General features: G+C 67.1%; 14 protein-coding genes and 1 pseudogene. 4 read left to right on the forward strand and 11 right to left on the reverse strand.

All coding sequences use genetic code 11. The features are described 5' to 3' along the window. Positions 1–198: 198 nt before the first annotated feature. From rpsN to rpmB, 3 genes are read right to left on the reverse strand one after another with little or no spacing between them, the layout of a single operon-like run. Positions 199–504, reverse strand: coding sequence for a 30S ribosomal protein S14 (gene rpsN / locus Y706_RS0112570; RefSeq protein ID WP_026266887.1), 306 nt, complete (start codon positions 502–504; stop codon positions 199–201). A 4-nt stretch (positions 505–508) separates the two neighbouring features. Beyond that, on the reverse strand, positions 509–676 hold the full coding sequence (gene rpmG, locus Y706_RS0112575; RefSeq protein ID WP_003798558.1) for a 50S ribosomal protein L33: 168 nt from the start codon (positions 674–676) through the stop codon (positions 509–511). Next, positions 676–912 (reverse strand): 50S ribosomal protein L28, encoded by a 237-nt coding sequence (gene rpmB, locus Y706_RS0112580; protein ID WP_011693744.1) that lies wholly within the window; start codon positions 910–912, stop codon positions 676–678. The genes rpmG and rpmB overlap by 1 nt, the downstream gene beginning before the upstream one ends. A gap of 504 nt (positions 913–1,416) precedes the next feature. Between rpmB and Y706_RS0112585 the strand changes: the two genes are divergently transcribed. Genes Y706_RS0112585 through Y706_RS0112595 form a run of 3 tightly spaced genes read left to right on the forward strand, consistent with a single transcriptional unit; the run spans position 1,417 to position 4,182 of the window. Continuing rightward, positions 1,417–2,859 carry a ferredoxin reductase family protein gene (locus Y706_RS0112585; protein ID WP_028276859.1) on the forward strand — a complete coding sequence of 481 codons (1,443 nt, stop codon included), beginning with the start codon at positions 1,417–1,419 and terminating at the stop codon, positions 2,857–2,859. Further along, on the forward strand, positions 2,856–3,371 hold the full coding sequence (locus tag Y706_RS0112590) for an FMN-binding protein (RefSeq protein ID WP_028276860.1): 516 nt from the start codon (positions 2,856–2,858) through the stop codon (positions 3,369–3,371). Before Y706_RS0112585 ends, Y706_RS0112590 begins: the two co-directional genes overlap by 4 nt. A gap of 40 nt (positions 3,372–3,411) precedes the next feature. Beyond that, complete coding sequence (locus tag Y706_RS0112595; RefSeq protein WP_028276861.1) at positions 3,412–4,182, forward strand: FAD:protein FMN transferase; 771 nt, start codon at positions 3,412–3,414, stop codon at positions 4,180–4,182. Positions 4,183–4,191: 9 nt separating this feature from the next. On the opposite strand, the gene Y706_RS0112600 is transcribed toward Y706_RS0112595, so the two are convergent. Beyond that, positions 4,192–4,953, reverse strand: a complete 762-nt coding sequence (locus Y706_RS0112600) for an SGNH/GDSL hydrolase family protein (RefSeq protein ID WP_028276862.1) — start codon at positions 4,951–4,953, stop codon at positions 4,192–4,194. 82 nt (positions 4,954–5,035) lie between these two features. Then, on the reverse strand, positions 5,036–5,515 hold the full coding sequence (locus Y706_RS0112605) for a MarR family winged helix-turn-helix transcriptional regulator (RefSeq protein WP_028276863.1): 480 nt from the start codon (positions 5,513–5,515) through the stop codon (positions 5,036–5,038). A gap of 102 nt (positions 5,516–5,617) precedes the next feature. Here Y706_RS0112605 and Y706_RS0112610 point away from each other — a divergent pair, with 102 nt between their 5' ends. Beyond that, entirely contained in the window at positions 5,618–5,905 is a 288-nt protein-coding gene (locus Y706_RS0112610; protein WP_018776102.1) for a YciI family protein, read from the forward strand. Positions 5,906–5,915: 10 nt separating this feature from the next. Here Y706_RS0112610 and Y706_RS0112615 read toward each other — a convergent pair whose 3' ends face one another. The 6 genes and pseudogenes from Y706_RS0112615 to Y706_RS25290 all read right to left on the reverse strand — a co-directional run. Beyond that, the gene (locus tag Y706_RS0112615; protein ID WP_084476121.1) at positions 5,916–6,770 is read right to left on the reverse strand and encodes an SGNH/GDSL hydrolase family protein; all 855 of its coding nucleotides are present in this window, start codon (positions 6,768–6,770) and stop codon (positions 5,916–5,918) included. 336 nt (positions 6,771–7,106) lie between these two features. After that, positions 7,107–8,106, reverse strand: a pseudogene (locus tag Y706_RS25285) (siderophore-interacting protein). 119 nt (positions 8,107–8,225) lie between these two features. Next, positions 8,226–9,056, reverse strand: a complete 831-nt coding sequence (locus Y706_RS0112625; RefSeq protein ID WP_028276865.1) for an ABC transporter ATP-binding protein — start codon at positions 9,054–9,056, stop codon at positions 8,226–8,228. 1 nt (position 9,057) lies between these two features. After that, on the reverse strand, positions 9,058–10,095 hold the full coding sequence (locus Y706_RS0112630; protein WP_028276866.1) for a FecCD family ABC transporter permease: 1,038 nt from the start codon (positions 10,093–10,095) through the stop codon (positions 9,058–9,060). Between the two features lie 134 nt (positions 10,096–10,229). Then, entirely contained in the window at positions 10,230–11,294 is a 1,065-nt protein-coding gene (locus Y706_RS0112635) for a FecCD family ABC transporter permease (RefSeq protein WP_028276867.1), read from the reverse strand. A gap of 9 nt (positions 11,295–11,303) precedes the next feature. Continuing rightward, a partial coding sequence (locus tag Y706_RS25290; RefSeq protein WP_084476123.1) for an iron-siderophore ABC transporter substrate-binding protein occupies positions 11,304–12,283 on the reverse strand: 980 nt, incomplete at its 5' end.

Below are 12,283 nucleotides of genomic sequence, written 5' to 3' on the forward strand. Positions count from 1 at the left end.
CACCACCCAAAAACCCCGCCACCACAACCCAAAACAACCCAACCAGGCTCGCCGGCGTCGTAAGCCAGCGCTGTGTGGTGCGTCACAGCGGTACGGAACAGTGGGGGTGGGAAACTGCCAAGGCCTTAAACGTAAGAAGGGCCGGCAACCAAATGGTTGCCGGCCCTTCTTCAAGCCACTGGCTTCAGGAGTACTGAATTACCAGGAAGACTTCGTGATGCCCGGGAGCTCACCGCGGTGAGCCATGTCGCGGAAGCGAACACGGGAGATGCCGAACTTCTGGAAGGTACCGCGCGGACGGCCATCGATGATGTCGCGGTTACGCAGACGTACCGGTGAGGCGTTGCGGGGCAGCTTCTGCAGGCCGAGGCGGGCAGCTTCGCGTACTTCATCGGTTGAGTTGGGATCAACCAGAGCCTTCTTCAGTTCGAGGCGCTTTGCAGCGTAACGCTCGACGATGACTTTACGCTGTTCGTTCTTAGCGATCATTGACTTCTTAGCCATGTGTTTAGCGCTCCTCTCGGAATTCGACGTGCTGGCGGATTTTGGGGTCGTACTTCTTCAGGACCAGACGGTCCGGGTCGTTACGACGGTTCTTGCGCGTCACGTAGGTGTAGCCCGTGCCCGCGGTCGACTTCAGCTTGATGATCGGACGTACGTCCTTATCCTTTGCCATTAGAGCTTCACTCCTCGTGCCAGGATGGCGGCGACGACTACGTCAATGCCGCGTACGTCGATGGTCTTGATGCCACGTGCAGAGACCTGCAGGGTGACATTGCGGCGCAGGGACGGAACCCAGTAGCGCTTCTTCTGGATGTTCGGGTCGAACCGGCGCTTGTTGCGACGGTGCGAGTGCGAAATGCTGTGTCCAAAGCCCGGCTCGGCTCCGGTCACCTGGCAGTGTGCTGCCATGACGACTCTCCTCAAAAAATAAATGAAACGGCTAACGGAGTTCCCGTTGACCGTGCGTTGGGCGGCGTCCGCATCCGGCTCCCTCCCCCAACCGTCGTTGTCCGCGGGATTCAGGCAGACGGCACAAACCGGCTGGTTCCTCACTGCGGCGAAGATTGTGGGCCACGGGCACCTGGCGCCAGCGGTCTGTTGGACCGTCATTGCGAAGTGCCGGGATGCTGGGCGAATACAGGAATGCGCGCAACTTGAGCCCCTAACTACCGGCCTCCAGGCCGTCGATTTTTCAGACGGGTCCTGCCAACCGGAGCAATTGCGCACGCTCCGCGCCACCTAGCGCGTTCCAAGTCTACGAGTTCGGCGATTTAAAGACCAATCCGTCGCTGAATGGTGTATAGGGCGGTGGCCCCCAGCCAGTGCAGGCGTGGGGGCGGTGCCGTCCCAGGTCATATGCCCGACGAAGGCTTTTCACAGCGAAATGATAGGCAGCGGGGCAATTCTGGATCCATGAACACACAACTTCTGACGAACCGTCCCGGGATTCGCCGCAGCTCCGGCGGCGCTGTGAACCCCTTCAGGGCGCAGTACCGCCGGCGGTTGCTAAGAGCGGATCTGCTGACGGTCCTTTTCTGCGCGTCGCTGGCCGGCGCGGTCGCCTTGTGGCTGGCCGACGGCGGAATGGCCGGCTTCGCGACTCCAGCCGGTTCCTTCACCGCGCTGGGGATTGTGGCCGGCCTCGCCGGCATGGACCTGGTGCTTCTCATGCTGCTGCTGGCGGCCCGAATCCCACTCATCGACCAGACAGTCGGCCACGACCGAGCCCTTGAGTTTCACCGCAAGCTGGGCAAACCGGCCCTGTACCTGCTGCTGGCGCACGGAGTCCTCATTGCGATCGGCTACGGCATGGCGGAAGGACTGGACCCCGTCAGCGAGTCGGTTGCCCTCTGGGTCCTTGTGCCTGACATGTGGCTGGCCTACATTTCCATGCTCTTGTTCATCGCCGTCGTCGTCACCTCCCTGGTAGCCGTCCGACGTCGGTTCCCTTACGAATTCTGGTACGCCGTCCACCTCCTGACGTACGCGGCCGTCCTGACCTCGCTCCCCCACCAGTTCAGTGTGGGCGCTCTCTTTGCCGAGGGAACCTGGCAGCGCTGGTACTGGCTGGCCCTCTGCATCGCGACCGGCGCCGCACTTCTCTACTACCGGGTGGTCCAGCCTGTGGTGGCAACATTCAGGCACCAGTTGACCGTCAAGCGTGTGGTGCGGGTGGCCCCCGGAGTGGTCAGCATTGAAATGACCGGCCTTCGACTGGACGAGCTGGCGGGCAGTGGCGGCCGGTTCTTTATCTGGCGGTTCCTGGCTCCGGGCCTGTGGTGGCATCCGCATCCGTTCAGCCTGTCCGCCGAACCCGTCCACTTCGACGCCGCCGGCCAGGGCACGCTGAGGATCACTGTCCGCAACCTGGGCAAGGGGTCATCCCAGCTGGCGTCGCTGAAGCCCGGCACCAAAGTGGCAGTGGAGGGACCGTACGGGCTGTTCAGCACGTCCGCGCGGAGCCGCAACCATGTGGTCATGGTGGGAGCCGGAATTGGCATCACGCCGGTTCGTGCCCTGCTGGAGAGCACGCCGTTCCAGCCCGGCAACGCCACTGTCATCCTCCGCGGCCACAGCGAATCCGAGCTCTACCTGGGCGAGGAGATCCTCGATCTCTGCCGGCGCCGCGGCGCCACGCTCTTCCACTTGACCGGCTCCCGCCCGGCCGGCGTCCAGACCTGGCTTCCGGAGCACGCCGCCCGTGCCGGCCACCGGCTTGCCAGTTATGACCCGAAGATCGCCGACGCCGACGTGTACGTCTGCGGCCCCTCCGTCTGGGCACACAACGTGCTTGAAGACGCCCGCGCAGCAGGCGTCAGAGAAGACCAAATCCACTACGAAAGGTTCGACTGGTGAGAACCCGCGCAGCAGTTTCAGCCGCTCTGGCCTCCGCCGGCATCCTCATCGCCGGCTGGCAGTCCGGCGTCCATGTAGCCGATACCGGCAGCTCCGTCGCAAGCGCGGCGGCCGGGACCACCGGGGCCACGGGTTCGTCCGGCTCAAGCGGAACGTCCAGCTCCAGCGGGACGTCCGACTCAACAGCTTCGTCCGGCGCGTCGGGGGCGGGCACCACAGGGGCCTCGGCCAAGGCCGTAGGGACGTACCCTGGCTCGGTCGTCCAGACCCGCTTCGGCTCCGTCCAGGTGCAGATCACCGTGCAGGCCGGGAAGATCACCGACGTCACGGCGCTCCAGCTGACCGATGCTGAACGCAAGTCCGTGCAGATCAGCAACCGGGCGGCCCCGCTCCTGCGCGACGAGGTGCTCCAGGCCCAGTCCGCGGACGTGCAGACCATCAGTGGTGCCACGGTGACTTCCGATGCGTACTTGAACTCCCTGCAGGCGGCCCTCGATGCAGCCAACCTCTGAGCTGGGCGGCTCTGCCCTGCAGGCCCGGACGTTTGGCTCGATGGGCACCGTTATCAGCCTGACCGTTCCAGCGGGGGCCGTCCCGGGAACTGCGGGCGGGGAGGGCGGGCTCGACGCCGCAAGCGCCGCCGTCGAGCGCGTCTTTGCCGGGTTGGACGAAACGTTCAGCCTGTACCGTCCCGACTCTGAGGCGAGCCGGCTGGCGCGCGGGGAGCTTTCCCTGCGGGACTCATCCGCCGCGATGCGGGACCGCTACGCGGAGGCGCTCAGCTGGCGGCTCAGGACGGAGGGCGCGTTCTCCCCGGAACGGCCCGACGGCGTGCTGGACCTTTCGGGGCTTATCAAGGGCTACGCGATCGGGCAGGCCGGTGAGGCATTGCGGAGCCGCAGGATCACCGATTGGTGCCTGAATGCCGGCGGCGATGTACTGGTGATGGGCTCGCCCGTGCCGGGCAGCGGAACCGCGTGGGCGGCCGGCGTCGTTGACCCGATGGACCGCTCGGCGTTGCTTGCCGCCTACGAGCTGGGCGGACCTGGCACCCGGTGCGCCCTTGCGACGTCGGGCTCAGCGGAGCGGGGTGACCATATCTGGGCAGCGGGAGCCGGAAGCCGGACCGCGGGCTCCTCCGGCGCCGGGTTCGCCCAGGTCTCCGTGGCCGCGGCGGACATTGTCACCGCCGATGTGCTCGCGACGGCGATCGTGGCCGGCGGGACCGCGATGCTGCACCGGGCCACGGACGGTTGGGAGATCGATGTCCTCGCCGTCCGCCGCAACGGGGAACTGCTCGCGACGCCGGGGTTCCGCGCCTAGGGTGCCGTTCTAGAGGTGGGTCAGCTGGCCGTACTTCGGCTCCAGACCGTCGCCGGACGACTTGCCGGTGACGCGCCGGACAACCCACGGGCCGGCGAATTCGCGGACCCACCGGGCATTCGCGCGGAGGGCGTCCACCCGGCTCAGCTCAGGAACCGGCGTCATGGGCGGGACGTCAATCGAGTGCTCGTGTGCCAGCACCGTGAGGACGCGCTTGGCCATGTTCGCGTGGCCGGCGGCAGACATGTGCATCCGGTCCGTGGCCCACATGCCCCAGTCGTAGTACTCGCTGAAGCGCCAGTAGTCGACCAGCAAGGCCCCGTGGTCCCCGGCGATGCCGCGAACCAGTTCGTTGTAGATGGCCGTACGGCCGCGCATGGTGCCGAAAATCTTGGAGCCCCGCGCGTCGAAGCCGGTGAACATCACCACGGTGGCGCCGGTGGCCGTGAGCTTGCGGATCCCGGCATCGTATTCGGCCAGCAGGTCATCGATGTCGACCTTGGGCCGGAGGATGTCGTTGGCGCCAGCGTAGATGCTGACCAGGGTGGGATGGAGGGCGACGGCGGCATCGACCTGTTCGGCCAGGATCTGGCGGAGTTTCCGGCCGCGGATGGCAAGATTCGCGTACCCGAAGCCGGGATCGGCGGCGCCAAGCCCCTCTGCCACCCGGTCCGCCCAGCCCCGGACGCCGTTGGGCCGGGTAGGGTCGTCGTCGCCAACGCCTTCCGTAAAAGAGTCTCCAAGGGCTACATAGCGGGACGTGAAATCCATGGATCCAGTCTGCCAGCAGTTGCCGTGAGCAACAAAGACGGGGATGCCCGACGTCGGACTGCGGCGCCTTCGGCTGTCGCGCTTAGATGCCGCGCAGGATCCAGTGGTCGTCGTCGAGTCGGGCCACGATCTTTTCGCCGATCCGGGCCAGGTCCGCGACGTCCTCGGGGCTCAGGGCGTCGAGGAACAGTGAGCGGACCGCCTCGACATGCCCTGGGGCGAGTTTCACAATCGTCTTCATCCCGGCATCGGTCAGGTGGGCCGTGGTCACGCGGGCGTCGCCGGGGTGCGGCCTGCGCTCCAGCCAGCCGCGGTTCTGCAGCTTGGTGACCACATGCGAGAGCCGGGACAGGGAGGCGCTGGTGCGCGCGGCGAGCTCACTCATGGGCAGGAAGCGCCCTTCGGCCTCGGAAAGCATCGCCAGCACGTTGTAGTCGAACAGGGAAAGCTTGCCCGCGGCGTGGAGCTGGGTGTCCAGGGCGGCCGGCAGCATGGTGTTGATGCTGAGCTGGGCCAGCCAGGCCCGGCGTTCGTCTGCGTTGAGCCAGCGGGGTTCGGTCATGGCTACATTCTAGGAGACTGGAAGCTTGACGATTCAACTTCAGCCGGGCATTTCCGGAAAACTTCCCGCCTGTCCGTGGCCAGCTACCGGTAGGCTGGCCGCATGTACGTAGTCTCCCTGACATACAAAGTCCCCGAGGACATTGTGGAGTTCCATCTTCCGGCGCACGTGACGTGGCTGCAGGCAGCCTTCGACGACGGCGTCTTCATGGTCGCGGGGCGCAAGATCCCCCGCACCGGCGGTCTGTTGCTCTCGAACGCGGACCGGGCCAGCCTTGACGCCGCACTGGCCAAGGACCCCTTCTACGTCAACGGTGTGGCTGAATTCGAGGTCATGGAATTCCACGCCAACCGGGTGGCTCCGGGCTACGAAAACCTGCTGGACAGCTGAGTCCCGGCGGCTACCTGGCGCCGGACTGGCCGATGGCGCGCTGGTCGTGCAGCAGTTTCTTCAGGCCGCCCTTGCGCGGGACCCGCACGGGTTCGGGCCAGCGCGGCCGGAGCTGATCGCCGAGGGTTAGGCCGCGGAGCTTCCGCCCGAACAACGGCAATACCCAGTCGCGGACCCAGCGGCGCTGCCGGCGTTCCCACTCCAGCAGGCCCGGTTTCACGGGCGGTTCCCAATCCCTGGGTTTGATCTTGTGCGGCACGCCGAGGTGGTCCAGGACCTGTGAGGCGAGGTATTTGTGGCCTGCCTTAGACATATGCAGCCGGTCCGAATCCCACATCCGCGGGTCATGGAAGGCGTCGAAGCACCAGTAGTCCACCAGCACCGCGCCATAGCGGTCGGCGATCTCGCGGACGCTCCGGTTATAGAAGGCGTTACGTTTCTTCAGCGGCTCCAGCAGCGCGGAGACCTTGACGTCGAAGCCGGTGAAGAGCACCAGCGTTGCCCCCGTGCCGGCGAGCGCAGCCACCAGGGACTCGTAGTCCCGCATGAGGGCCCCGATGTCCGTGCCGAAATCCAGGATGTCGTTGCCGCCCGCGTACAGCGTGACGAGGGTCGGCTCCATGGCCACGGCGGGACCGAGCTGTTCGCCGGCGATGTGGCGCAGCCGTTTGCTGCGGATGGCCAGATTGGCGTACTCCCACCCCGGCTGCGCCTTGGCCAGCCTCTCCGCAACCCGGTCCGCCCAGCCCCGCACGCCATTGGGGAAGCGGGGATCGTCGTCCCCCACACCCTCGGTGAAGGAATCCCCCAAGGCAACAAAGACCCGCCGCCCGCCACGATCCGGAAGCAAAGGAATTGAATCCACGCCGTCACCCTACCCACCCCAAAAAGCCGGCAGGGAAAGGGGAGGTTAACCCAAGGTGAGAACGGCACCGCGGGCGGCAGCGGCCGGCTTGCGTAGGAGCGCACCGAACGTGAGCCGAGAGAGGCCGCCCGCGGCCGAACGAGGCGGCGGGAGGAAGGGCGGACCCGAGGGCCCCGAACTGAGCTTGCGAAGTTTGGGAAGGGTCCAACCGCTAAGCGACGGCAAAGGAGCGGTGGCGGGCGTAAGCCCGGAAGGACCTGCGGGAGCGTCGGGGTGAGAACCGCAGGAACTGCGGGAGCGTCGGGGTGAGAACCGCAGGACCTGCGGGAGCGTCGGTTAGAGCTCGGCTTTCCCCTGCCGCCAGTACCCCATGAACGCGACCTGTTTCCGGTCAATCCCCACGTCCCGCACCAAGTACCGCCGCAACTCCCTGACGGTGCCCGCTTCGCCGGCGATCCAGGCGTAGAACGGCAGTGCCCCGGCGGGCTTGTCAGGGTTCTTGCCGGCTCCGATCATCGCGGCGTCCATCCGGGCGGGAGTCTCCCAGAGGATGTCCTGGTCCACGTTCACGTCATCGGGTTCGGGCCCTGCCCCGCCGCCGGCAGCCTTGATGCCCACCCAGCCGGGTTCGGGAACAGCGGCGCGGACGGCTTCCTGCAGGAGTAAGCCGTGCGGACGTGAGCGGCCGATCGAGGCGCCGCGTGCCAGCCAGGTGATTTCGACGTCGGCGTCGGACCTCAGGTCCAGGAAGTCGCCGGGCTCGGGGACCTCCAGGAACGCATGTCCGCGACGGGAGGCTTTCCAGGATGGCGCTGATGGCCGGGACAGCGGTCTCGTCACCGGCAAGCAGTACGCGCTGGGCCAGGCCCGGCCGCCATTCGATGCCGGAGTAGGTCTCCGCCGTGACACAGTGTGCGGCCCGGTTGTTGGGTCCAATGAGGGTGAGGGCGTCGCCGGGCCTGGCGTTCAGGGCCCAGTTCGCGGCGGGTCCGCCATTTCCGGCGGCGTCGAAGTGCATGACAAAGTCGACGTCGATCTCCGGATACACGGAGTCGAGGCGTTCCTGCCGCACTGTGTAGGTGCGCATGGAGCCACGGATCGCGGGATCCATGGCCAGCCATTCCTGGTACCAGCCGGACTGCTCCATGTGGAACACCGGCAGTGGCAGCTGGGTGCCGTCCCCGGCAAGGGACGGGATCATCAGCTTCACGCGCAGGTCCAGGGTTTCGCCGTGGACGCCGAAGCCACGCAGGGAGTACCCGCCGAAGGTGACCCGGCGGAAGTTGGGGCTGAGCTCCTGCACCGCGGCGACCGTCACGTCGAACGCCAGGGTCATTGGTTGGCTGGGCGGCTGGTTGCTTACCCCAGAGGGCGCACGGCGTACCCGCGACCGGCTGATGTCTGTTGTAGTGCCGCCCGTAACTCTGCCGGCTGTTGCACTGCTGTTAACTGCCCTCATGGGACCAACTCCAGGGTTGCTGTTTCTGATTTTGGGAACTCGGCGTGGTGCCGGCCGAGCGGGATGATCAGTGGCGTGCCGGAAATGGGGTCGGGCAGCACCCGCGAGTCCAGGCCGAAGACGTCTCGGACCAGGTCCTCGGTGACGACGTCGGCGGAGGTGCCCTCGGCCACGATCCTGCCGCCTTTCATGGCGATGACGTGGTCCGCATACCGGGCCGCCAGGTTCAGGTCGTGCAGGACGATTGCCACGGTGGTGCCGCGGCGCCGGTTCAGGTCCGTGATCAGGTCCAGGACCTCCACCTGGTGGGCCAGGTCCAGGTAGGTGGTTGGCTCGTCGAGCAGCAAAACGTCGGTTTCCTGGGCCAGAGCCATCGCGATCCAGACGCGCTGGCGCTGCCCGCCCGAGAGTTCGTCGACGTTGCGTTCGGCGAGCTCCAGGGTTTCGGTGGCTTCCAGCGCACGGTGCACAGCGAGATCGTCACCCGTGCTCCAGCTGCGGAAGAACCCCTGGTGCGGGTAGCGTCCGCGGCCCACGAGGTCCCGGACCAGAATGCCGTCGGGGGCGGTGGGATGCTGCGGGAGCAGGCCGAGGATGCGGGCGAGTTCCTTGGCCGGGCGGGAATGGATGTCCTTGCCGTCCAGGGTCACGGTGCCGGCGGCCGGCTTCAGCAGCCTGGACAGGCCGCGGAGGAGCGTGGATTTGCCGCAGGCGTTGGCGCCCACGATCATTGTCACCTTCCCCTCGGGAATCTCCGCCGTGAGGCCTTCCACCACCCGGCGCTGGTCGTACTGAAGCGTCAGGTCCTTGGCGTTGAGAACTGCCATGTCAGGCATCCTTTCGGTTGGCCGTGACCAGGAGCCACAGCAGGAACGGTGCTCCCAGCGCGCCGGTGACCACACCGACGGGAAGGACGGTGCCGTCCAGCAGCAGGGGGGCGATGTTGGCGGCGAAGTAGTCGGCGGCGAGGACAATCAGGGCGCCGACGAACGCGCCGGCCGGAAGGCTGGCCTTGCCCGTGAAGCGGCGCGCGATGGGGCCGGCAAGGAAGGCGACGAAGGCCACGGGCCCGGCAGCTGCAGTGGCGACGGCGGCGAGGGCGACGGCAACGGCCACCACGCCCAGCCGGGTGATGCCCACCCGGATGCCGAGTCCGGCGGCGGCGTCGTCGCCGAGTTCCAGGAGGCGCAGCGGGCCGGCGAGGACGGCAGCGGCGGGCACCAGGACCAGCAGCGCCAGGGCCAGCACTCCGGCACGGTCCCAGCTGGCGGAATTCAGGGATCCGTTCAGCCAGATCAGGGCCTCGGCCGCGGTGCGGATATCGGCCCGCGTCATGAGGAAGTTGACCACGGCGTTCAATGCCGCGGCGATGCCGATGCCGGCCAGGATGAGCCGGCTTCCGGCTGCGTTGGCGTGATTGCCGCCGCCAGATCCGAGGGAACCGTTCCGCGAGATTGTGTAAATCAGGACGGCTACCGCCATGGCCCCGCACAGTGCCGCGCCGGACACCGCCGCTCCGGAGGCGCCGAAAACGACGATGGCGGTGACGGCGGCCGCGCTGGCCCCGTAGCTGATGCCGATCACGTCGGGACTGGCCAGTGGATTGCGCAACATCGTCTGGAACAGGGTGCCCGAGAGCCCGAAGGCAATGCCGATCATGGTGCCGATGACTGCCCGCGGCAGCTTGGTTTCCATCACGATGAAGCTGGCGCCGGGGATCCGCTCGCCACCGGTGAGGTGTGCCGTGAGGATCCTGACGAAGTCCGGGACGGTGACGGTGTAGCTGCCCAGCAGGATGCTGACGGCGAAGAGCACAATGACGGCGAAAGCCAGCAGGGCCGTCCGGCCCATCAGGGAACGGCCCATCAACGCACTGCCCATTAACACACTGCGCGGCGGCCCCACATTGGCGCGGACCGGGCCGGCGGGATCGGCCAGTTCGCACTCCGCGGGGGCGTTCTCCCCCAGCTCGCGCCTGACGTTGGCGAGGTCTGCCTTGCTCACAGCCCTGCCCCCTTCCCGCGGCGGACCAGCCACACAAAGACAGGCGCACCCACCAGTGCCGTCATGATGCCTGCCGGGACTTCGCCGGGCAGCAGGATGACACGGCCCACCACGTCCGACAGCAGGAGCAGCACCGGTGCCAGGACCAGCGAGAACGGCAGGATCCAGCGGTAGTCCGGGCCGGTCAGGAAGCGGACGGCGTGCGGAACCACCAGGCCGACGAAACCGATCGGCCCGGCCAGCGCCGTGGCCGAGCCGCAGAGCAGCACAATGCCCAGCGCGGTGACGGCGCGGACCAGTCCGACGCGCTGGCCCAGGCCGCGGGCGATGTCATCCCCGAGGGCCAGGCTGTTAAGGATCCGTCCGGTGAACAGGACAATCAGCGCCCCGGCGGCCAGGAACGGCAGCCCGGGCAGCACCACCGACCAGTCCCGGCCGGCGATCCCGCCGACCTGCCAGAAACGGAACCGGTCCAGGGTGTCCTGGCTGGAGACCAGGACGACGTTCATCAGCGAATACAGCCCCGCGCTCAGGGCCGCGCCTGCCAGTGCCAGTTTGACCGGCGTCGCGCCTTCCCTGCCAAGTGACGCGATCAGGTAGACGACGACGGCGGCTGCCGCGGAGCCGATGAACGCGAACCAGATGTAGCCGGTCAGGGACGAGACGCCGAAGACGTAGATCCCGGTGACGACGGCGAGGGCCGCGCCGGCGTTGACACCGATGATGCCCGGGTCGGCGAGCGGGTTGCGGGCCACCCCCTGCATGGCCGCGCCGGCCAGTCCGAGGGCGCCGCCGGCGAGCAGGCCCAGCACGGTGCGGGGGATGCGGGCGTGGATGACGGCGTGGTTGCCGTCAGCGGGGTCGAACTGCGTCAGGGCCTGCCAGACGGTGCCGAGGGGTACCCCCCGCGCACCGACAGCCAGGGACGCCGCGCAGACCAGGACTAGTACGACGATGGCGGCCAGCAGCCAGGCGGCCTGTTTGGCGGGGGCTTTCTTCCCGGGGGCGACAGGTGCGCCGGGCACACTGCCGGCCGTCGCCGTCGCCGTCCTGATTGTCATGGATGCGTGTTATTTCGCTGCGGCGGCGACTTTGTCCGCGGCGCCGGCCAGCTGCGGCAGGAACGTGTCCAGGGACCACGGCAGGCTCAGCGGCGACGAAGCGGAGATGGACAGGGTCAGCGTGTTGTTCGAGTCGGCAACCAGCGCGCCGGTCTTGATGGCCGGGATCTGGCCCAGCAGCGGGTCAGCCTTGATGGAGTCGGTGGTGGCGGCATCCGGCACCCAGGTCACGAAGATGTCCGAAATGAGTTCGTTGGCTTTTTCGGCGGACCACGGGATGAAGAATTCCTTGGAGCCCTTGGAGTTGTCCTCGACAACGGATGCGAGCTTCATGCCGATTTCGTTGAGGAAGCGGGGACGGTTGTCGTTGGCGGTGTAGACGTTGACGCCGTCGCTCTTGTCCGGTTCCAGGTTGCCGTAGATGAAGGTCTTTCCGGCGATCTGGGGGTACTTGGAGACCTTGTCCTTGATCGTGGCCTCGGTGTCGGAGACCAGCTTGGCAGCTTCGGCTTCCTTGCCAAGGGCCTTGCCGATGATGGTGGTGGAGTCCTGCCACGGCGTGCCGTAGGCCAGCTCCGGGTGCGCCACGACGGGGGCGATTTCGCTGAGCTTCTTGTAGTCCTCCTCCGTCAGGCCGGAGTAGGCGCCGAGGATGACGTCCGGGTTCAGCTTGGCGATCTCGGTGAAGTTGATGCCGTCAGCCTCGGAGAACTGGACGGGGGCCTTCGCGGAACCGAAACCGGCGCCGAGCTCTTCCAGTGCGGCGTCCTTCCACGGCGTGGAGCCCTTGTCATTACCGCCCCATTCGTTCTTGGGCACGCCCACGGGAACCACGCCGAGGGCGATCGCGACGTCGTCGTTGACCCAGGAAACGGTGACCACGCGCTTGGGCTGTTCCTTGATGGTGGTCTCGCCGAAGACGTGCTTGATGGTCACCGGGAAGGCTGTGCTGACCGGCTGGGAGGGAGCGTCCGCCGCCGTCGAGCCGG

The sequence above is a fragment of the Arthrobacter sp. I3 genome (assembly GCF_000520575.1).
In the GTDB taxonomy this organism is placed as follows: domain Bacteria; phylum Actinomycetota; class Actinomycetes; order Actinomycetales; family Micrococcaceae; genus Arthrobacter; species Arthrobacter humicola_A.